Consider the following 19,953-nt stretch of genomic DNA (forward strand, 5'->3'; position numbering starts at 1 on the left):
TTTGACGGAACGGCGTGGTGTCAGCCGACCGCGCCTTCCATCTGGAGCTCGATCAGCCGGTTGAGCTCGAGGGCGTACTCCATGGGCAGTTCCTTGGCGATCGGCTCGACGAAGCCGCGCACGATCATCGCCATCGCCTCGAACTCGCTCAGGCCGCGGCTCATCAGGTAGAAGAGCTGGTCCTCGGAGACCTTGGAGACGGTCGCCTCATGGCCCATGGACACGTCGTCCTCGCGGACGTCCACGTAGGGGTAGGTGTCCGAGCGGGAGATGGTGTCGACGAGCAGCGCGTCGCACAGCACGTTGGACTTGGAGCCCGGGGCGCCCTCGCCGATCTCGATCAGACCGCGGTAGGACGTACGGCCGCCACCGCGCGCCACCGACTTGGAGACGATGTTGGACGAGGTGTTCGGGGCCATGTGGACCATCTTGGCGCCCGCGTCCTGGTGCTGGCCCTCGCCCGCGAAGGCGATGGACAGCGTCTCGCCCCTGGCGTGCTCGCCCATCAGGTAGACGGCCGGGTACTTCATCGTCACCTTGGAGCCGATGTTGCCGTCGACCCACTCCATGGTCGCGCCCTCGTAGGCCACGGCACGCTTGGTGACCAGGTTGTAGACGTTGTTCGACCAGTTCTGGATGGTCGTGTAGCGGCAGCGGGCGTTCTTCTTGACGATGATCTCGACGACCGCGGAGTGCAGCGAGTCGCTCTTGTAGATCGGGGCGGTGCAGCCCTCGACGTAGTGCACGTAGGCACCCTCGTCGACGATGATCAGGGTCCGCTCGAACTGGCCCATGTTCTCGGTGTTGATCCGGAAGTAGGCCTGGAGCGGAATCTCCACGTGCACGCCCTTCGGCACGTAGATGAAGGAGCCGCCGGACCACACGGCGGAGTTCAGCGACGCGAACTTGTTGTCACCGACGGGGATGACGGTCCCGAAGTACTCCTTGAAGAGCTCCGGGTGCTGCTTCAGCGCGGTGTCGGTGTCCAGGAAGATGACGCCCTGCTCCTCCAGGTCCTCGCGGATCTGGTGGTAGACGACCTCCGACTCGTACTGGGCGGCGACACCGGCGACGAGGCGCTTCTTCTCCGCCTCGGGGATGCCCAGCTTGTCGTAGGTGTTCTTGATGTCCTCGGGCAGGTCCTCCCAGGACTCCGCCTGCTTCTCCGTGGAGCGCACGAAGTACTTGATGTTGTCGAAGTCGATGCCGGAGAGGTCGGAGCCCCAGTTCGGCATGGGCTTCTTCTCGAACAGGCGCAGGCCCTTGAGGCGGAGCTTGGTCATCCACTCCGGCTCGTCCTTCTTGGCGGAGATGTCCCGGACGACGTCCTCGTTCAGGCCGCGGCGCGCCGACGCACCGGCCTCGTCACGGTCGGCCCAGCCGTATTCGTACGTGCCCAGGCCCTCGAGCTCGGGGTGGGCAGTCTCCGTGGGGAGAGTCATGCGGGGTTCCTCCCGGACGTGCTTTCAGATGCGTGGTGGGAAATCTTGGGGATGAACGTCGTGCAGACGCCGTCGCCGTGCGCGATCGTCGCCAGCCGCTGTACGTGCGTACCGAGAAGCTCGGCGAAGAATTCCGTCTCCGCCTCGCACAGTTGCGGGAACTGTTCGGCGGCGTGGGCGACCGGGCAGTGGTGCTGGCAGAGCTGCTCGCCGACCGGTGCGTGACGCGCCGTCGCAGCGTACCCGTCCGCGCTGAGGGCCTTGGCGAGGGCTTCCGTCCGCTCCTCGGGGGCCGCGGCCTCGACCGCCTTGCGGTACGCGTCCGCCTGGGCGGCGATCCGGGCGCGGGCGAACGCGGCGATCGCCTCGCCGCCGCCTTCCCGCTCGCCGATCCAGCGCAGGGCGTCCACGGCGAGTTGGTCGTACGACTGGTCGAAGGCGTCCCGCCCGCAGTCGGTCAGGGCGAACACCTTGGCCGGGCGCCCGCGCGTGCGCGCGCCGTAGACCCGCCGCTCGCGCGCCTCCACGACGTTGTCGGCGGCCAGCGCGTCCAGGTGCCGGCGGACGGCCGCCTGGGTGAGCCCGAGTCGCTCGGCGAGCTCGGCGACGGTCGACGGGCCGTGGTCCAGGATGGAGCGGGCGACGCGGTTGCGGGTGGACCGCTCACCGGTTGCCAGTTCCTCGTGGGGAGCCTCGCCAACGTTTTTCACAACGCCATTGTTGCGTAATTCATCCGAGCCGGGCAAGCCGCGCCCGGACGGCCCGAAGTGCGCTGCATCACTTAGGCATACCTAATGTGACCTGCGGAAATGATCTTTGATCGATCAAATCGGTGGCGCCGGGCGATGGCTTCCGCAACACTCCGGGAGCATGCCCACACCCCCTCCGACCGGCCCTCTTGTCACCCGCGACACCCTCACCGCGCAGCTGCGCGAGCTCGGTGTGCGGCCCGGTGAGACCCTCCTCGCGCACTCCTCGCTCAGCTCCCTGGGCTGGGTCAACGGCGGACCGGTCACGGTCGTCCGGGCGCTGCTGGACGCACTGGGCCCGGAGGGCACCCTGACGGTCCCCACCCAGTCCGGCGACCTCTCCGACCCGGCGCTGTGGCAGGCACCGCCGGTGCCCGAGGAGTGGTGGGAGACCATTCGGGCGACCATGCCCGCCTACGACCCGCTCACCACCCCCTCGCGCGGGGTCGGCGTGATCCCGGAGACCGTGCGGACCTGGCCGGGCGCGCTGCGCAGCGCGCACCCCCAGACGTCGTTCGCCGCGGTGGGCCCCCGCGCGGCGGAGATCGTCGCGGGGCACGCGGCCGACTGCCGGCTCGGCGGGCGAAGCCCGCTGGCGACGCTGGAGCGGCTCGGCGCGCGGGTGCTGCTGCTCGGTGCCGGATACGACAGCTGCACCAGCTTCCACCTCGCCGAGTACCGCATCCCGTCCCCGCGCGTGACGGTGGGCCGCCCCGGTCCGGACGGCTGGGAGACGGTGACCGAGGTGTCGATCACCTCCGAGCGCTTCGACGAGCTGGGGCACGACTTCGAACGGGACCGCCCCGTCGTACGCGGCCGGGTCGGGGCGGCCGAGGCGCGGCTGTTCCCCGTGGCGGACGCGGTGGCCTACGCCGAGCGGTGGCTGCCGGTGCACCGGTCCCGCGAGGAGGAGTTCCAGCACCCCACGGTCTGACGCCCCGGTCGTCTCCCTAGACTCGTGACCCATGCGAAGTGAGCCCGTGGTCCAGGTCCAGGCCCTGGTGAAGCGGTACGGCACGAAGACCGCGGTGGACGGCCTCGACCTGGTGGCCCGGCGGGGTGTGACCGCCGTACTCGGTCCGAACGGGGCGGGCAAGACGACCACGGTCGAGACCTGCGAGGGGTACCGGCGGCCGGACTCCGGCACGGTGCGCGTCCTGGGCCTCGACCCGGTGAGGCAGTCGGCGGCGCTGCGGCCCCGCGTGGGTGTGATGCTCCAGTCCGGCGGCGTCTACTCGGGCGCGCGGGCGGACGAGATGCTCCGGCACGTGGCGAAGCTGCACGCGCGTCCACTGGACGTGGACGCGCTGATCGAACGGCTCGGGCTCGGCTCCTGCGGCCGTACGGCCTACCGGCGGCTCTCCGGCGGCCAGCAGCAGCGGCTCGCCCTGGCGATGGCCGTGGTCGGGCGCCCGGAGCTGGTCTTCCTGGACGAGCCGACCGCCGGTCTCGACCCGCAGGCCCGCCGCGCCACCTGGGACCTGGTCCGTGAACTGCGCGCCGACGGCGTCTCCGTCATCCTCACCACCCATTACATGGACGAGGCCGAACAGCTCGCCGACGACGTGGCGATCATCGACGCCGGCCGGGTCATCGCCCAGGGCTCGCCCGAGGAGCTGTGCAGGGGCGGCGCCGAGAACACGCTCCGCTTCTCGGGGCGGCCGGGTCTGGACGTGGCCGCCCTGCTCAAGGCCCTGCCCGCCGACTGCTCGGCCTCCGAGGTGGCCCCGGGCTCGTACCGGGTCGTCGGCAGGGTCGACCCTCAGCTGCTCGCCACGGTGACCTCCTGGTGCGCGCAGCACGGGGTGATGCCGGAGCGGATCTCGGTCGAGCGGCACACCCTGGAAGACGTCTTTCTCGAACTGACCGGCAAGGAGCTGCGCGCGTGACGGCCACCGGCACCTACTCACCCGCGCCGGGGGCCGCTCCCCTGGCCCGCATGATCACCGCACAGGCCGCGCTCGAGACCAAGATGCTGCTGCGCAACGGCGAGCAGCTGCTGCTGACCGTGATCATCCCCACGCTGCTGCTGGTGCTCTTCAGCACCGTGGACGTCGTGGACACCGGCGGCGGCGAGGCGGTCGACTTCCTCGCCCCGGGCATCCTCGCGCTCGCGGTGATGTCGACGGCGTTCACCGGGCAGGCCATCGCGACCGGCTTCGAACGCCGCTACGGGGTACTGAAGCGGCTGGCCGCCTCGCCGCTGCCGCGCTGGGGCCTGATGACCGCGAAGACGCTGTCGGTGCTGGTCACCGAGGTCCTCCAGGTCGTCCTCGTCGCGGCGATCGCCCTCGCGCTCGGCTGGTCGCCGCGGGGCAACCCGTTCGCGGTACTCCTGCTGCTGGTGCTGGGCACGGCCGCCTTCTCCGGGCTCGGGCTGCTGATGGCGGGCACCCTGAAGGCCGAGGCGACGCTCGCCGCCGCCAATCTGGTGTTCCTGCTGCTGCTCGTCGGCGGCGGGGTGGTGGTTCCGCTGGACGAGTTCCCGGACGCGGCCCAGAGCGTGCTGGGCCTGCTGCCGATCTCCGCGCTGTCGGACGGGCTGCGGGACGTGCTCCGGCACGGGTCCGGGATGCCGTGGGGCGACCTCGGGATTCTGGCCGTCTGGACGGTCGGGGGGCTGGCGGCGGCCGGGAAGTTCTTCCGCTGGGAGTGAGCCCGGAGCGGGCGATGCGCGACCCTCGTGAAAGCGTGCACAAGCGGGCCGCCTACGATGGGACGCGTGCCAAACGTGACCCGCGCGGACGCCCAGGCGGCTCTGCGCAACCCACTCGACTTCATCGCCGCACGCTGGACCCCGGATCCCCGGACCGTCCGGCGCGCGGCCCTCGCCGCGCTCGTCATGTCGGTGATCATCGTGATCACCGGCGGTGCCGTCCGCCTCACCGGTTCCGGGCTCGGCTGCCCGACCTGGCCGAAGTGCACCGACGACTCGCTCACCACCACCAGCGAGATGGGCCTGCACGGGGTCATCGAGTTCGGCAACCGCCTGCTGACGTACGTCCTGTCCGCGGCGGTCGGCTGGGCGATCATCGCCGCGCGGTCGCAGAAGCCGTACCGGCGCAGCCTCACCCGGCTGGGCTGGGCGCAGTTCTGGATCGTGATGAGCAACGCCGTCCTCGGCGGCATCGTCGTGCTCGTCGGCCTCAACCCGTACACGGTGGCGGCGCACTTCGTGGCGACCTCGGCGCTCATCGCCGTGGCCGTCGTGATGTGGCAGCGCACCCGGGAGGGCGACGCGGCACCGCGCCCCCTGGTCGGCACGGCCGTCCGGCAGCTGGTGTGGGCGATGGTCGCCGCCTCCGTGCTGCTCATCCTGGTCGGCACGGTGGTCACCGGCGCGGGCCCGCACGCGGGCGACTCCAGTGAGGTCGAGCGGATGCCGGTCGACTGGGAGACGGTGAGCAAGGTCCACGCCGTGCTGGCGTGGATCGTGGTGACGCTGGCGTTCGCCCTGTGGTTCGTCCTGAAGGCGGTCGACGCCCCCAGGGCCCCGCTGGCCCGCACCCGCGAACTCTTCGTGATCCTGCTCGCACAGGGCGCCATCGGCTACGTCCAGTACTTCACCGACCTCCCCGAGGTCCTGGTCGGCCTGCACATGTTCGGCTCGTGCGTGATGTGGATCTGGGTGCTGCGGGTGCTGCTGTCACTGCGCGAGCGGCCGGAGACGGACGCGGACCTGACGGTGCCGGCGGCTCAGGCCTCCCGGGCCACGAGCGCGTCGATCGCCGGTCCCAGGTAGTCCCGGGTCAGCTCGCCCCGGCGCACGGTCCACTCCTCGGTCGGCGGCGCGGGATCGCCGTAGCGCCGCCGCCTGATGTCCGCGACGACCTCGCCGGGGGCGCCGAGTCCGGGCAGGACGTCGAGGGCCTCCCGCTTGGAGATCAGCCGTCCCTCGCGCAGGGTGACGGTGGCGCGGGCGAAGGTCAGCAGGCCCAGGTCGACCCACACGTCCTGCGTCCAGTTGGTGGCCCGGTCCACCTCACGCCGCCAGAAGTCGCGCTGGTCGCGCACCACGAACGCGGCCAGTTCGCCGTCCGGCACCGGTGGCAGTACCTCCGCGGGCGGCGCCCCGTGCAGGACCCGCCCGAAGCGGTGCAGCTCGGTCCGGGTGACCGGGGTGACCGAACGCCTGAAGAGCTCCTCGTGCGCCCAGGTGAGGTGGCGCCGTTCGGCGTCTGCCGCGGTGTCCGGCGTCAGATAGGTGCAGTGCAGCAGACGGGCGAGCGGCTCCGCCCGCAGCCGGGCGTGCAGCAGGGCGAGCCGCCACACCGTCCGCGCGCCGACCGGGTGGTCCAGGACCGCGATCAGGTCCAGGTCGCTGCGGCCTTCCTGGTAGTCGCCGCCGGCCAGTGATCCGTGCGCCCAGACGGCGACGGGGGTGAGCGGTAACAGGCCGGTGAGGAAGCGGTCGAGCAGGTCGTCGGTCAGCATCCGCCCAGTCTTCACGTCCTGGGCCAGTCCGTACACCCGGCCCGCGGTATCAGGCCAGTCCGTACACCCGGCCCGCGTTCGCCGAGGCGATCATGCCGGCCACCCGCTGCGCGTCCTCGAGCGACCACGCCCCCTCGGCCACCCAGGTGCCGAGCACCCGGCCGAGTGCCTCGCGGAACAGGCGGGCGCCGACGACATGCAGCTCGGGCAGGCCCCGGGCACCACTGGAGAAGAGGATCTTGCCGAAGGGGGCGAGTTCCAGGATCTCCGCGAGGACGGTCGCCGCGCGGGCGCCGGTGCGGACCAGGGCGGCGCCCGAGTCGGCGTAGACGTGGGGGAAGACGCCGGCGAGGTGGGCGGCGTGGCGGTGGTACGGGTAGCCGTGCAGCAGCACGAGGTCGGTGCCAAGTCCGGCGGTGGCCCGGACGAAGTCGGTCAGCAGGACCGGGTCGGTACGGTCGATGCGCGCGCCCGGCGCGCCCAGACCCGCGTGGAGCTGGAGGGGCAGGCCCGAGGCGACCGCGATCCACAGCAGATGCCGCAGCAGCACCGGGTCGCTCAGCTCGTCCCCGACCCGGCGTGCGGCCAGCCAGCGCCCGGCCGCGCCGCGCACCTCCCCCGGTCCGGGCGGCTCGGGGGTGAGCGCCGGCCCGTGCCGCAGGCCGGCCACGGAGGTGAAGGCGACGGCGTGCGCCGCGGCCGCGTGCACGGACTCGGCGAGGTTGGCGAGGAACGACTCGACGGTGCCGGAGGTGTCGGCGACCTGTTCGGCCAGCTGTTCCAGGCGGACGATCTCATGGGCCTCGGCGTCCCCGGCCCGGCCCAGCTCGCCGGGTCCGGTGAGGTCGCCGGGCAGCCCGGTGTCGACCAGGTAGGCGGTGATGCCGCTGCCCCGCAGCAGCCGGCGTCCCGCCTCGATCACGCCCAGTTCGCGGCGCCGGGCGAGATACCGGGCGGGCGGGCAGTGCGGCTCCAGGCCGAGCAGGGGCGGGCACCAGCGGCGTACGGCGAAGCCGGTCTGGGTGTCGAAGAGGGTGGTGCCGGGGGCGGGCGGGCCCTCGGTGCGGGCCAGCTGGGCCTCGAAGGTGCCGAGGCCCAGCTCCGTGCGGAGCACTCCGTGGCAGTACTGGTCCACCAGAGAGGGTGTGTCGATCATCCGGAGCTCCCCGGGACGGGACCGTGTGCGTCACAGGTCCTAACGGGTGAACCCCGCAAGAGGTCGCGCTCCTGCCGGGTGCCGGTTGCCCGAGGGGGCGCGCCGTCGTGGGCCGGCCGCGAGCTCCCCGCACCTCTCAGGGGCGTCCGCTCAGCCGCCCACCTGGATGCCGGCCATCCTCTTCCACTCGTACGGGCCGGTCTTCACCTTGGCCGCGAACTCGCCGTCGAAGTCCTCGTGGACGGTGATGCCGGCCTTCTCGACGGCCTTCTGGGCGATCTCGTAGGAGGGAGCGACCAGGTCGCCCCAGCCGCCGTCCGCACCGACGAGCACGATCCGGGCGCCGCGCTGTCCGATGTACGCGACCTGTCCCTCGGCGCCGCCGTGCGCCTTGGCGAAGCCGCTGATCTGCTGGGCGAGCCGGGCCGCCTTCTGCGCGGCCTTCGGGTCCACCTGCTGCGTGTCTGCCATGACCAGGATGCTACCGATGGGTAGGCCAAACGGCGACGGGCGGGGTCCGTGGCCTTGACCACGCACCCCGCCCGCGTCCGGGTGCCGGAGGGCCTACCGCAGGAAGGGGTCCACCGCGACGGCCACGAAGAGCAGCGACACATAGGTGATGGACCAGTGGAACAGGCGCATCTCCTTGAGCTTGCCGCCCGTCACCTCCGCCTTCGCGCGGTTCAGCAGCGCGTGCGCCTCCCACAGCCACCAGCCGCCGGCGGCCAGCGCGACCGCGGTGTAGAACCAGCCCGTGTAGCCCAGCGGGGTCAGCAGCAGGGACACCACGACCATGACCCAGCTGTAGAGCACGATCTGCTTGGCGACCGCCTTGTTGCCGGCGATCACCGGCAGCATCGGCACGCCGACGCGCGCGTAGTCGTCCTTCACCTTCATCGACAGCGGCCAGTAGTGGGGCGGCGTCCAGAAGAAGATGACGAGGAAGAGGATGACCGGCGCCCACGCCATCGAGCCGGTGACCGCGCTCCAGCCGATCAGGACCGGCATGCAGCCGGCGATGCCGCCCCACACGATGTTCTGCGACGTGCGCCGCTTGAGGATCATCGTGTAGACGACGACGTAGAAGAGGAGTGCGCCGAGGGCGAGCCAGGCGGACAGCCAGTTGACGGTGAGGCCGAACAGCAGGGTCGAGACGACGGCGAGGGCGATGCCGAAGACCAGGCACTCGCGCGGGCTGACCATGCCGGTCACCAGCGGGCGCTGCGAGGTGCGGTCCATCAGCGCGTCGATGTCGCGGTCGATGTACATGTTGAGCGCGTTGGCGCCGCCCGCGGACAGATAGCCGCCCACGCAGGTCAGCAGCACCAGCGTCAGGTCGGGCACGCCGCGCTCCGCCAGGAACATCACCGGGACGGTGGTGATGAGCAGCAGCTCGATGATCCTCGGCTTGGTGAGAGCCACGAACGCCATCGCACGGGCCCCGAACGGCCGATGGGCAGGGCTCTGACTGGTCCCCACTACCCCCGCTGGACGGGATTCAACGGCCGTCACGCACACCCCTACAGAGACATCCCAGCAAGCCTCCCCCTGGTGAAGTGGCGGTAAAGGCTCGCGCGTACCACGCCACTGTAGACGTTGCCCAGACCCGGACATTCGCGGGGGTCGGGTCGTGTTGGACGGCGCCCTCCGAGGGGCGCCCGCGAGCTCGATTGAGCACCCGGATGAGCGGCCCCGTATTCATCTGCCGAACGGGGAAACGAACCGGTCAGGAGGCAATTACACGGCAGTGCCCGCAGTCTGTTACGACTCGAAAAAACGCACGTCCTACGGGGGTAGGCTCGACAACGCCGGTGGGCAGTCATCGGCATCCGACATGTGGAGAGGAGCCCTGACTCAGGGTGAGCACCAAGCCGACCACCACAGACCTCGAGTGGACCGAGTTGGACCAGCGGGCCGTGGACACCGCCCGCGTCCTGGCCGCCGATGCCGTACAGAAGGTCGGTAACGGCCATCCGGGTACGGCGATGAGCCTGGCGCCTGCCGCCTACACCCTCTTCCAGAAGGTGATGCGGCACGACCCGGCGGACGCCGACTGGGTCGGGCGCGACCGTTTCGTGCTGTCCGCCGGCCACTCGTCCCTGACCCTCTACACCCAGCTGTACCTGGCCGGCTTCGGCCTGGAGCTGGACGACCTGAAGGCCTTCCGCACCTGGGGCTCGAAGACGCCGGGCCACCCGGAGTACGGGCACACCACGGGCGTGGAGACGACGACCGGCCCGCTGGGCCAGGGTGTCGCCAACGCCGTGGGCATGGCCATGGCCGCCCGCTTCGAGCGGGGCCTGTTCGACCCGGAGGCCGCCGAGGGCGAGTCCCCCTTCGACCACTTCGTCTACTGCATCGCCGGTGACGGCTGCCTCCAGGAGGGCATCTCCGCCGAGGCGTCCTCGCTGGCCGGGCACCAGAAGCTCGGCAACCTGGTCCTGCTGTGGGACGACAACCACATCTCGATCGAGGGCGACACCGAGACGGCCGTCTCGGAGGACACCTGCAAGCGGTACGAGGCGTACGGCTGGCATGTGCAGCGCGTCGCCCCGAGGCCGGACGGCGACCTGGACCCGAGCGCGATCTACGACGCGATCCAGGAGGCGAAGAAGGTCACGGACAAGCCGTCCTTCATCGCCATGCGGTCGATCATCGCCTGGCCGGCGCCGAACGCGCAGAACACCGAGGCCGCGCACGGCTCGGCGCTGGGCGACGACGAGGTCGCGGCCACCAAGCGCGTGCTCGGCTTCGACCCGGAGCAGGCGTTCGAGGTGACCGACGAGGTCATCGGACACACCCGCAAGGCGCTGGAGCGGGGCCAGGCGGCCCGCGCGGTGTGGGAGAAGTCCTTCCAGCAGTGGCGGGACAACAACCCCGAGCGCGCCGCCGAGTTCGACCGCATCGCCGCGGGTGAGCTGCCCAAGGGCTGGCAGGACGCCATCCCGGTCTTCGAGCCGGGCAAGGGCGTGGCCACCCGTGCCGCGTCCGGCAAGGTCCTCCAGGCGCTCGGCGCGGTGGTCCCGGAGCTGTGGGGCGGCTCGGCCGACCTGGCGGGCTCCAACAACACCACGATCGACAAGACGTCGTCGTTCCTCCCGGCGGGCAACCCGCTGCCGGAGGCGAACCCCTACGGCCGCACGATCCACTTCGGCATCCGCGAGCACGCGATGGCCGCGGAGATGAACGGCATCGCGCTGCACGGCAACACCCGCATCTACGGCGGCACCTTCCTGGTGTTCTCCGACTACATGCGCAACGCGGTGCGCCTGTCCGCGCTGATGCACCTGCCGGTGACGTACGTGTGGACGCACGACTCCATCGGTCTGGGCGAGGACGGCCCCACCCACCAGCCGGTCGAGCACCTGGCCTCGCTGCGCGCCATCCCGGGTCTGAACGTCGTCCGCCCGGCGGACGCCAACGAGACCGCGATCGCCTGGCGGGAGATCCTCACCCGCTGGACGAAGGAGTTCGGCAAGGGCGCCCCGCACGGTCTGGCGCTCACCCGCCAGGGCGTGCCGACGTACGCGCCGAACGAGGACGCCGCCCGCGGCGGCTACGTGCTGTTCGACGCCGACGGCGGTGAGCCGCAGGTGATCCTGATCGCGACCGGTTCCGAGGTGCACGTCGCCGTCGGGGCCCGCGAGCAGCTCCAGGCCGCCGGTGTCCCGACCCGCGTGGTGTCGATGCCGTCGGTGGAGTGGTTCGAGGAGCAGGACCAGGGGTACCGGGACAGCGTCCTGCCGCCGTCCGTGAAGGCGCGCGTCGCCGTCGAGGCGGGCATCGGCCTCACCTGGCACAAGTACGTGGGGGACGCCGGCCGCATCGTGTCGCTGGAGCACTTCGGTGCCTCCGCCGACGGCAAGGTCCTCTTCGAGGAGTTCGGCTTCACCGCCGAGAACGTGGCCGCCGTCGCCCGGGAATCGATCGCCGCCGCCCGGCGCTGACGCTCATACACGACACGTAGGAGATGGAATTTCCATGACAGACGCACTGAAGCGCCTCTCCGAGGAGGGCGTCGCGATCTGGCTGGACGACCTGTCGCGCAAGCGCATCACGTCCGGCAACCTCGCCGAGCTGATCGACCAGCAGCACGTCGTGGGCGTCACCACCAACCCGACGATCTTCCAGAAGGCGATCTCCGAGGGCGACGGCTACGACCAGCAGCTGACCGACCTCGCCGCCCGCAAGGTCACCGTCGAAGAGGCCATTCGGATGATCACCACGGCGGACGTCCGCGACGCCGCCGACATCCTGCGCCCGGTCTTCGACGCCACCGGCGGCCAGGACGGCCGGGTCTCGATCGAGGTCGACCCGCGTCTGGCGCACAACACCAGGGCGACGGTGGCCGAGGCCCGGCAGCTGGCGTGGCTGGTGGACCGGCCCAACACCCTGATCAAGATCCCGGCCACCAAGGCGGGCCTGCCGGCGATCACCGAGGTGATCGGTGCCGGGATCAGCGTCAACGTCACGCTGATCTTCTCGCTGGAGCGCTACCGCGAGGTCATGGACGCCTACCAGGCGGGTCTGGAGCAGGCGAAGGCCAAGGGCCTGGACCTCTCGAAGATCCACTCGGTGGCGTCCTTCTTCGTGTCCCGCGTGGACACCGAGATCGACAAGCGCATCGACGCACTCGGCACCGCCGAGGCCACGGCGCTGCGCGGCAAGGCCGCCATCGCCAACGCCCGCCTCGCCTACCAGGCGTACGAGGAGGTCTTCTCCACCGACCGCTGGAACGCGCTGGAGCGCGAGGGCGCCAACAAGCAGCGTCCGCTGTGGGCGTCGACCGGTGTGAAGGACAAGGCGTACAAGGCCACGATGTACGTCGACGAGCTGGTGGCGCCGAACACGGTGAACACCATGCCGGAGGCGACGCTGGTGGCCACCGAGGAGCAGGGCGAGATCCGGGGCGACGCCGTCGCCGGCACCTACGAGCAGGCGCGCGCCGACCTCGACGCGGTCGAGGCACTCGGCATCGCCTACGACGACGTGGTGCGGCTCCTGGAGGACGAGGGCGTCGACAAGTTCGAGACGTCCTGGAACGACCTGTTGAAGTCGACCGAGGCGGAGCTCCAGCGCCTCGCCCCCTCGGAGGGCTGAGACCTTGTCGAGCAGCAACCCGCTGCGTGACCCGGCGGACCGACGGCTCCCGCGTATCGCGGGGCCGTCGGGCCTGGTCATCTTCGGTGTGACGGGCGACCTGTCCCGCAAGAAGCTGATGCCGGCCGTGTACGACCTCGCCAACCGCGGCCTGCTGCCGCCGGGCTTCTCGCTGGTGGGCTTCGCCCGCCGCGAGTGGGCGCACGAGGACTTCGCCCAGGAGGTCCACGACGCGGTCAAGGAGCATGCCCGCACCCCCTTCCGCGAGGAGGTCTGGCAGCAGCTCATCCAGGGCATGCGCTTCGTGCAGGGCACCTTCGACGACGACGACTCCTTCGAGCGGCTGCGCGGCACGATCGAGGAGCTGGACAAGGCCCAGGGCACGGGCGGCAACTTCGCGTTCTACCTGTCGGTGCCGCCGCGCTCCTTCCCCGTGGTCATCCAGCAGCTGAAGAAGCACGGGCTGGCCGACCAGGCCGACGGCTCCTGGCGGCGCGCGGTCATCGAGAAGCCCTTCGGCCACGACCTGAAGTCGGCCGAGGAACTGAACGCGATCGTCCATGAGGTGTTCGCCCCGGACCAGGTCTTCCGGATCGACCACTACCTGGGCAAGGAGACCGTCCAGAACATCCTGGCGCTGCGCTTCGCCAACACGATGTTCGAGCCGATCTGGAACCGGTCCTTCGTCGACCACGTGCAGATCACCATGGCCGAGGACATCGGCATCGGCGGCCGGGCCGGGTACTACGACGGCATCGGCGCCGCCCGCGACGTCATCCAGAACCACCTCCTCCAGCTGCTCGCGCTGACCGCCATGGAGGAGCCCGCCTCCTTCGACGCGGACGCGCTGGCCGCGGAGAAGACCAAGGTGCTCGGTGCCGTGCGGCTGCCGAAGGACCTGGGCCGGGACACCGTGCGCGGGCAGTACGCGGCCGGCTGGCAGGGCGGCGCGAAGGCGGTCGGCTATCTGGAGGAGGAGGGCATCGACCCCTCCTCGAAGACCGACACCTACGCGGCGATCAAGCTGGGCATCGACAACCGCCGCTGGGCGGGCGTCCCCTTCTATCTGCGCACCGGCAAGCGGCTCGGCCGCCGGGTCACCGAGATCGCGGTGGTGTTCCAGCGGGCGCCGCACTCCCCCTTCGACACCACGGCCACCGAGGAGCTGGGCTCCAACGCGATCGTCATCCGGGTCCAGCCGGACGAGGGCGTCACGGTGCGCTTCGGTTCCAAGGTGCCGGGCACGTCGATGGAGATCCGGGACGTGTCGATGGACTTCGCCTACGGCGAGTCGTTCACCGAGTCCAGCCCGGAGGCGTATGAACGGCTGATCCTCGACGTGCTGCTCGGCGACTCCAACCTCTTCCCGCGCACGGAGGAGGTCGAGCTGTCCTGGAAGATCCTCGACCCGATCGAGGAGTACTGGGACGAGAACGGCAAGCCCGCCCAGTACCCCGCCGGTACCTGGGGGCCCGTCGAGGCGGACGAAATGCTCGAGCGAGACGGACGGAGCTGGCGCCGGCCATGAAGACAGACCTCACGGACACCACCGCCAGCAAAATCAACAAGGCGCTGGTGCAGGGCCGCCGGGCCATCGGCACGCCGGCCGTCGGCATGGTGCTGACGCTGGTCATCGTGACGGACGAGGAGAACGCCTACGACGCGCTGAAGGCGGCCGGCGACGCCTCGCGCGAGCATCCCTCGCGCACGCTGGTGGTCATCAAGCGTGTCTCCCGCTCGCCCCGTGACCGTACGCAGTCCCGCCTCGACGCCGAGGTGCGGGTGGGCGCGGACGCGGGCACCGGCGAGACGGTGGTGCTCCGGCTGTACGGCGAGGTCGTCGACCACGCCCAGTCGGTGGTGCTGCCGCTGCTGCTGCCGGACGCCCCGGTGGTGGTGTGGTGGCCGGTCAACGCCCCGGTGGACCCGGCGAAGGATCCGCTGGGCGCACTGGCCCAGCGCCGGGTGACCGACACCTACGCCTGTGAGCAGCCGGTGCGGGAGCTCGCCGCCCGGGCGGACGCCTACACGCCGGGCGACACGGACCTGTCGTGGACCCGCATCACGCCGTGGCGTTCGATGCTGGCGGCGGCGCTGGACCAGGTCGACTGCGAGGTGCGGGGCGTCGAGGTGGAGGGCGAGGAGTCCAACCCGAGCTGCGAGCTGCTGGCGATGTGGCTCGCGGACCGGCTGGACGTTCCCGTGAAGCGGTCGGCGTCGAACGGCCCCGGGCTCACGGCGGTCCGCATGGACACCGACTGCGGTCCGATCGTGCTGGACCGTGCCGACGGTTCGCTGGCGACGCTGTCCATCCAGGGTCAGCCCAAGCGTGCGGTGGCGCTCAAGCGCCGGGACACGGCGGAGCTGATCGCGGAGGAACTGCGGCGCCTGGACCCGGACGACACCTACGCGTCGGCGCTGCGCTACGGCGTGCAGCGGCTGAAGGGTGCGGACGGGCCGTCCGGTGAGCCGCCGGCCAAAGGAGGCCCGGCACGCGAAGCCGTCCCCGCGCCCGTCGAGTCGGCTGCGAAAGCTCCCGCGGCCGAGGCGACGGCGCCGGCACCGGTGAAGAAGGCGGCGGCGAAGTGAGTACGGCACCGCAGCTGGTCGTGCACCGGGACAAGGATCTGATGGCGCAGGCCGCGGCGGCCCGGCTGATCACCAGGATCGTGGACGCGCAGGCCTCGCGGGGTTCGGCGTCCGTGGTCCTGACCGGCGGCCGCAACGGCAACGGCCTGCTGGCCGCGCTGTCGGCGGCTCCGGCGCGGGACGCGATCGACTGGGGCCGGCTCGATCTGTGGTGGGGTGACGAGCGGTTCCTGCCGGAGGGTGATCCGGAGCGCAATGTCACCCAGGCCCGTGAGGCGCTGCTCGACGCGGTGCCGCTGGACCCGAAGCGCGTGCACGCGATGCCCGCGTCCGACGGCCCGCACGGCACGGACGTGGACGCGGCGGCGGCGGCCTACGCGGAGGAACTGGCCGCCGCCGCGGACCCGGAGAACCACGGCCCGGTCCCCACGTTCGACGTCCTGATGCTGGGCGTCGGCCCGGACACGCATGTGGCCTCCCTCTTCCCGGAGCTGCCGGCCGTCCGGGAGACGGAGCGCACGGTGGTCGGCGTCCACGGCGCCCCCAAGCCGCCGCCGACCCGGGTGACCCTCACCCTCCCGGCGATCCGTGCGGCGCGCGAGGTGTGGCTGCTGGCCGCCGGCGAGGACAAGGCCGAGGCCGCGGCGATCGCCCTGTCGGGCGCGGGCGAGATCCAGGCTCCCGCGGCGGGCGCCCAGGGCCGCGCCCGCACCCTGTGGCTGCTGGACGCGGCGGCGGCCTCACAGCTGCCCAGGTCGCTGTACCCGCCGGCGTCGGCCTGATCAGCCCGTCCGGCGCTTGAGGACAAGGCCCGTCCAGGGCCGAAGGAGGTCCGGGGGCACAGCCCCCGGGGTCGGGAACGGGAAGGGGCGGCGGGGGCGAGAACCCCCACCGCCCCGCCGGGGCCCGCTACTTCACGGACCCCGCCATGACCCCCTGTACGAAGTGCCGCTGGAACGCGAAGAACACGACCACCGGAACGATCAGCGACAGAAACGCCCCCGGCGCCAGCACATCGATGTTGCTGCCGAACTGCCGGATCTGCGACTGCAGCTGCACCGTCAGCGGCTGCGCGGAACTGTCCGCGAACAACAGCGCCACCAGCATGTCGTTCCACACCCACAGGAACTGGAAGATGGCGAGGCTGGCGATGGCCGGCCGTCCCACCGGCAGCACCAGCCGGGTGAAGATCCGCCACTCGCTGCCGCCGTCCATCCGCGCGGCCTCCAGCATCTCCTTCGGCATCTCGGCGAAGTAGTTCCGCAGCAGGAACACCGCGAACGGCAGTCCGTACGCCACGTGGAAGAGCACCACGCCGGGGATCGTCCCGAACAGGCCGAGCTGCCCGAAGAGTTTGGCGACCGGCAGCAGCCCGATCTGTACGGGCACCACGAGCAGCGCCACCACCAGGAGGAACACCGGCTCACGCCCCGGAAAGTCCAGCCACGCGAAGGCGTATCCGGCGAGCGCGGCCACGACCACGACCAGCACGGTCGTCGGCACCGAGATCAGCACGGTGTTCCAGAACGCCTGGGTGATGCCCGAATTCTCCAGCAGCGCCGAGTAGTTGTCGAAGGACAGCTGCCCGGGGCCGGTGAACACGGTCCACCAGCCGCCCTCGGCCGTGTCCTCGGCGGACCGCAGCGAGGACAGGAACAGACCGGCCAGCGGGGTCATCCAGACCAGGCCGATCACGACCAGGAAGGCCTGCACCACCGCGTTGCTCAGGCCGCGCCGGATCGCCTTCATCGCTGACTCCTTCGAAAACGGCGGACGTTGAACACCATGGCCGGGATGACCAGGAGCAGGAGCAGCACACCGAGCGCACTGCCGAGGCCCTGGTTGTTGCCGCCGCCGAACGACACCAGCCACATCTGCGTCGCGAGCACCGTCGCGTCCTCCTGCACGGGACCCGGCGCGATGATGTAAACCAGGTCGAAGACCTTCATGACGTTGATCACCAAGGTCACGAAGACGACGGTGAGGACGGGGGCGAGCAGTGGGACGGTGATGCGCCGGAAGATCTGCCACTCGTTGGCACCGTCCATACGTGCCGCTTCCAGCGCGTCCCGGGGCAGCGTGGCAAGGCCCGCGCCGATCAGCACCATCGCGAAACCGGTCCATATCCATAGGTACGCTCCGATGATCGCCGGCGTGACGAGCGCCGGGCCGAGCCAGGAGATGCCGTCGTAGGGTGCCGCGAAGTTGGAGGAGGGCAGCTTCATCGCGTAGGAGCCGCCGTCCAGACCGGTGAAGCGGAAGGAGCCGTCGGCCGCGGTGGTCGTGCTCGCGACCGTCCTGCCGTCGCGGACCGCCTCGACCTTCATCCCGGGCAGTCCGCTCTCGCTCCGGTCGACCACGCCCGGCTTCCCCCCTCCGCCGGGGGTGAAGTCGAGGTACACGACGCCGCCGATCTCGTCGGGTCCGGCCTCGCGGGACGCCGCCATGCGGGCGGGTCCGGCGTCGCCCGGCAGGTCCTTGGGGGCGACACCGACCAGGCCGAGCACCGCCGTACCGCCGGGCGAGACGTCGGCGCCGGTGACGTACGAGCCGTCCGCCTCCTTGGTCAGGCCCTCGTCGTCACGGGCGCGCGCGGTCGGGTAGGAGGAGGCGTCCTTGAAGGCGTCGTGGACGGAGACGACGGCGGCGTTGAGCACGCCCTTGTCGGGGTCCTCGTCGTAGGCGAGCCGGAAGATGATGCCTGCCGCGAGGAAGGACACCGCCATCGGCATGAACAGCAGCAGCTTGAAGGCGGTGGCCCAGCGGACCTTCTCGACCAGCACGGCCAGGATCAGGCCGAGCCCGGTCAGCAGCGTCGGCGCCACGACGACCCAGATCGCGGTGTTCCTGATGGCCGTGAGGGTGGCCGGGTCCCGGAACATCTCGGCGTAGTTCTCGCCGCCCACGAACTCGTTGCCGGTGGCGTCGAAGAAGCTGCGGCCGACGGAGAACAGCACCGGGTACACGACCAGGGCGCCCAGCAGGAGCAGCGCGGGGAGCACGAACAGCAGGGCGATGATCCGCCCCCGCCGGCGCAGGCGCCGGCCGCGCGCGCCGTCGGGGTGCGCGGGCGTCGGGGGGCTCGCCTCTTTGACCAGTGTGGCGGTCACGGCCGTCAGTTCCCGTAGGCCTTGGCCGCGGCGTCCTCGAGCTCGGCCGCGGTCTTCCGCGGGTCGGCCGGGTCGCGCAGGAAGTCCTGGAGGATCTTCCACTCACCGGTGCCCTTGGTGCCGCCGAAGGCGGCGGGGGCCTGGTCGGACATGTCGAAGCGGACCGAGTCGCCGGCCTCGATCAGGGACTCGGCGGTGGCGCGGGTGACGTCGTCGCCGTAGGAGGAGAGGTCGAGCTCCTTGTTCGGGGAGAGGAAGCCGCCCGCCTCGGCCCACACGGCGGCGGCCTCCGGGGTGGCCAGGTACTCCACGAGTGCCATGCCCGCCTTGCTGTTCTTGCCGTCCTTCAGGACGACGGCCGCGTCACCGCCGCTGACCACGGGCGCCTTGCCGTCGCCGACCGGCGGGAAGGGGAAGAAGTTCGCGTCGGTGCCGATGGTCCTGCCGAACTGGTCCTTGGCGACACCGGCGACGAAGTCGCCCTCGTAGACCATGGCGGCCTCGGCCTTGGGGCCGAAGACCTTCTCCACCGAGCCGGGGAAGTCGGTGTTGAGGGCCCCCTTCTGGCCGCCCGCGACGAGCTGCTTGTCCTTGAACAGCTTGCCGAGGGTGGTGAGCGCCTCGACGACCGTCGGGTCGGTCCACTTGATCTCGTGCGCGGCGAGGGCGTCGTACTTCTCGGGCCCGGCCTGGGAGAGGTAGACGTTCTCGAACCAGTCGGTCAGCGTCCAGCCGTCCTGTCCGGCGACGGAGAAGGCCGCGAGGCCGGAGTCGGAGATGGTCCGCCCGTCCTTCAGCATGGCGTCGTAGGTCTTCGGCGGGGTGACGCCGGCCTGTTCGAGGGCCTCGGGGTTGTACCAGACGGTCGACTTGTGGGCGGCCTTGAAGTAGAGGCCGTACAGGGTGCCGTCGACGCTGCCGTAGTTCTGCCACACCTTCGCGAAGTTGGTGCCCACGGTCGACTGGACGTTCTTGTCCAGCGGCTTGAGCCAGCCCTGGTCGGCGAACTGCTTGAGCACGCCGACCTGCGGGACCATGACGACGTCGGGGGCGTTGCCGCCCTCGATCTTGCTGCCGACGACGGTGGAGACGTTGTCGCCGGTGGACACGAACTGCGTCTTGGCGCCGGTCTTCTCGGTGAAGGCGTCCAGCACCTTCTGGAAGTTCTTCTGCTCGCTGCCGGACCACACGCCGGCGACGGTGACGCTCTGGCCGCTGAGCGCCTTGTCGCCGCCGCCGGCCGAGACGGGGTCGCCGCTGCCGCAGGCGGTCGCGCCGAGCGCGAGCACGAGGGCGGTGCATCCGGTGAGCAGGGTGGTACGTCGTCGCATCATCGTCGATGTCCCTTCGGGAATACGGAAGTTGACCGGAGT

General features: G+C 70.9%; 18 protein-coding genes. 9 read left to right on the forward strand and 9 right to left on the reverse strand.

The genetic code is table 11. The features are described 5' to 3' along the window. Positions 1-20 precede the first annotated feature (20 nt). The gene (gene sufB, locus IE178_RS24775; protein WP_184763534.1) at positions 21-1,442 is read right to left on the reverse strand and encodes a Fe-S cluster assembly protein SufB; all 1,422 of its coding nucleotides are present in this window, start codon (positions 1,440-1,442) and stop codon (positions 21-23) included. Next, positions 1,439-2,152, reverse strand: coding sequence for a helix-turn-helix transcriptional regulator (locus tag IE178_RS24780; protein ID WP_184763533.1), 714 nt, complete (start codon positions 2,150-2,152; stop codon positions 1,439-1,441). Before IE178_RS24780 ends, sufB begins: the two co-directional genes overlap by 4 nt. 160 nt (positions 2,153-2,312) lie before the next feature. On the opposite strand from IE178_RS24780, the gene IE178_RS24785 reads away from it, so the two are divergent. Genes IE178_RS24785 through IE178_RS24800 form a run of 4 tightly spaced genes read left to right on the forward strand, consistent with a single transcriptional unit; the run spans position 2,313 to position 5,933 of the window. Continuing rightward, positions 2,313-3,125 carry an AAC(3) family N-acetyltransferase gene (locus IE178_RS24785; RefSeq protein ID WP_184763532.1) on the forward strand — a complete coding sequence of 271 codons (813 nt, stop codon included), beginning with the start codon at positions 2,313-2,315 and terminating at the stop codon, positions 3,123-3,125. Positions 3,126-3,156: 31 nt separating this feature from the next. Next, positions 3,157-4,080 carry an ABC transporter ATP-binding protein gene (locus IE178_RS24790; RefSeq protein WP_193513825.1) on the forward strand — a complete coding sequence of 308 codons (924 nt, stop codon included), beginning with the start codon at positions 3,157-3,159 and terminating at the stop codon, positions 4,078-4,080. Further along, the gene (locus tag IE178_RS24795; protein WP_193513826.1) at positions 4,077-4,847 is read left to right on the forward strand and encodes an ABC transporter permease; all 771 of its coding nucleotides are present in this window, start codon (positions 4,077-4,079) and stop codon (positions 4,845-4,847) included. Before IE178_RS24790 ends, IE178_RS24795 begins: the two co-directional genes overlap by 4 nt. A 57-nt stretch (positions 4,848-4,904) precedes the next feature. Beyond that, positions 4,905-5,933 carry a COX15/CtaA family protein gene (locus IE178_RS24800; RefSeq protein WP_221492180.1) on the forward strand — a complete coding sequence of 343 codons (1,029 nt, stop codon included), beginning with the start codon at positions 4,905-4,907 and terminating at the stop codon, positions 5,931-5,933. Here the strand turns inward: IE178_RS24800 and IE178_RS24805 are convergent. The 4 genes from IE178_RS24805 to IE178_RS24820 form a co-directional block, all read right to left on the reverse strand. After that, positions 5,888-6,625 carry a nucleotidyltransferase domain-containing protein gene (locus IE178_RS24805; RefSeq protein ID WP_193513827.1) on the reverse strand — a complete coding sequence of 246 codons (738 nt, stop codon included), beginning with the start codon at positions 6,623-6,625 and terminating at the stop codon, positions 5,888-5,890. The genes IE178_RS24800 and IE178_RS24805 overlap by 46 nt on opposite strands. 49 nt (positions 6,626-6,674) lie before the next feature. Next, complete coding sequence (locus tag IE178_RS24810) at positions 6,675-7,781, reverse strand: amidohydrolase family protein (RefSeq protein ID WP_193513828.1); 1,107 nt, start codon at positions 7,779-7,781, stop codon at positions 6,675-6,677. A gap of 150 nt (positions 7,782-7,931) precedes the next feature. Beyond that, entirely contained in the window at positions 7,932-8,252 is a 321-nt protein-coding gene (locus IE178_RS24815; RefSeq protein WP_184763527.1) for a hypothetical protein, read from the reverse strand. Between the two features lie 93 nt (positions 8,253-8,345). After that, positions 8,346-9,299 (reverse strand): heme o synthase, encoded by a 954-nt coding sequence (locus IE178_RS24820; RefSeq protein ID WP_184763526.1) that lies wholly within the window; start codon positions 9,297-9,299, stop codon positions 8,346-8,348. Positions 9,300-9,640: 341 nt separating this feature from the next. On the opposite strand from IE178_RS24820, the gene tkt reads away from it, so the two are divergent. Genes tkt through pgl form a run of 5 tightly spaced genes read left to right on the forward strand, consistent with a single transcriptional unit; the run spans position 9,641 to position 16,252 of the window. After that, positions 9,641-11,728 carry a transketolase gene (tkt, locus tag IE178_RS24825; RefSeq protein ID WP_184763525.1) on the forward strand — a complete coding sequence of 696 codons (2,088 nt, stop codon included), beginning with the start codon at positions 9,641-9,643 and terminating at the stop codon, positions 11,726-11,728. A gap of 34 nt (positions 11,729-11,762) precedes the next feature. After that, the gene (tal, locus tag IE178_RS24830; protein ID WP_193513829.1) at positions 11,763-12,881 is read left to right on the forward strand and encodes a transaldolase; all 1,119 of its coding nucleotides are present in this window, start codon (positions 11,763-11,765) and stop codon (positions 12,879-12,881) included. Between the two features lie 4 nt (positions 12,882-12,885). Beyond that, on the forward strand, positions 12,886-14,409 hold the full coding sequence (zwf, locus tag IE178_RS24835; protein WP_184763523.1) for a glucose-6-phosphate dehydrogenase: 1,524 nt from the start codon (positions 12,886-12,888) through the stop codon (positions 14,407-14,409). Then, the gene (gene opcA, locus IE178_RS24840) at positions 14,406-15,470 is read left to right on the forward strand and encodes a glucose-6-phosphate dehydrogenase assembly protein OpcA (RefSeq protein WP_193513830.1); all 1,065 of its coding nucleotides are present in this window, start codon (positions 14,406-14,408) and stop codon (positions 15,468-15,470) included. The genes zwf and opcA overlap by 4 nt, the downstream gene beginning before the upstream one ends. Continuing rightward, positions 15,467-16,252 carry a 6-phosphogluconolactonase gene (gene pgl, locus IE178_RS24845; RefSeq protein WP_193513831.1) on the forward strand — a complete coding sequence of 262 codons (786 nt, stop codon included), beginning with the start codon at positions 15,467-15,469 and terminating at the stop codon, positions 16,250-16,252. Before opcA ends, pgl begins: the two co-directional genes overlap by 4 nt. A 127-nt stretch (positions 16,253-16,379) precedes the next feature. Here pgl and IE178_RS24850 read toward each other — a convergent pair whose 3' ends face one another. The 3 genes from IE178_RS24850 to IE178_RS24860 are packed head-to-tail and all read right to left on the reverse strand — an operon-like array spanning position 16,380 to position 19,914. Then, complete coding sequence (locus IE178_RS24850; RefSeq protein ID WP_184763520.1) at positions 16,380-17,219, reverse strand: carbohydrate ABC transporter permease; 840 nt, start codon at positions 17,217-17,219, stop codon at positions 16,380-16,382. Continuing rightward, positions 17,216-18,580: an ABC transporter permease gene (locus IE178_RS24855; protein ID WP_193513832.1), complete on the reverse strand. Its 1,365-nt coding sequence runs from the start codon at positions 18,578-18,580 to the stop codon at positions 17,216-17,218. The genes IE178_RS24850 and IE178_RS24855 overlap by 4 nt, the downstream gene beginning before the upstream one ends. Positions 18,581-18,585: 5 nt before the next feature. After that, positions 18,586-19,914, reverse strand: a complete 1,329-nt coding sequence (locus IE178_RS24860) for an ABC transporter substrate-binding protein (RefSeq protein ID WP_193513833.1) — start codon at positions 19,912-19,914, stop codon at positions 18,586-18,588. Positions 19,915-19,953 lie beyond the last annotated feature (39 nt).

The sequence above is a fragment of the Streptomyces griseoloalbus genome (genome assembly GCA_014650015.1).
GTDB classification, from domain to species: Bacteria; Actinomycetota; Actinomycetes; order Streptomycetales; family Streptomycetaceae; genus Streptomyces; species Streptomyces griseoloalbus.

Excerpts from the sequence above, each read along its gene's own strand:
- IE178_RS24850 (WP_184763520.1), bottom strand. The coding sequence starts at position 17,219 with ATGAAGGCGATCCGGCGCGGCCTGAGCAACGCGGTGGTGCAGGCCTTC.
- IE178_RS24810 (WP_193513828.1), bottom strand. The coding sequence starts at position 7,781 with ATGATCGACACACCCTCTCTGGTGGACCAGTACTGCCACGGAGTGCTC.
- IE178_RS24790 (WP_193513825.1), top strand. The coding sequence starts at position 3,157 with ATGCGAAGTGAGCCCGTGGTCCAGGTCCAGGCCCTGGTGAAGCGGTAC.
- IE178_RS24785 (WP_184763532.1), top strand. The coding sequence starts at position 2,313 with ATGCCCACACCCCCTCCGACCGGCCCTCTTGTCACCCGCGACACCCTC.
- IE178_RS24805 (WP_193513827.1), bottom strand. The coding sequence starts at position 6,625 with ATGCTGACCGACGACCTGCTCGACCGCTTCCTCACCGGCCTGTTACCG.
- IE178_RS24815 (WP_184763527.1), bottom strand. The coding sequence starts at position 8,252 with ATGGCAGACACGCAGCAGGTGGACCCGAAGGCCGCGCAGAAGGCGGCC.
- IE178_RS24860 (WP_193513833.1), bottom strand. The coding sequence starts at position 19,914 with ATGATGCGACGACGTACCACCCTGCTCACCGGATGCACCGCCCTCGTG.
- tal (WP_193513829.1), top strand. The coding sequence starts at position 11,763 with ATGACAGACGCACTGAAGCGCCTCTCCGAGGAGGGCGTCGCGATCTGG.
- IE178_RS24800 (WP_221492180.1), top strand. The coding sequence starts at position 4,905 with ATGGGACGCGTGCCAAACGTGACCCGCGCGGACGCCCAGGCGGCTCTG.
- sufB (WP_184763534.1), bottom strand. The coding sequence starts at position 1,442 with ATGACTCTCCCCACGGAGACTGCCCACCCCGAGCTCGAGGGCCTGGGC.
- opcA (WP_193513830.1), top strand. The coding sequence starts at position 14,406 with ATGAAGACAGACCTCACGGACACCACCGCCAGCAAAATCAACAAGGCG.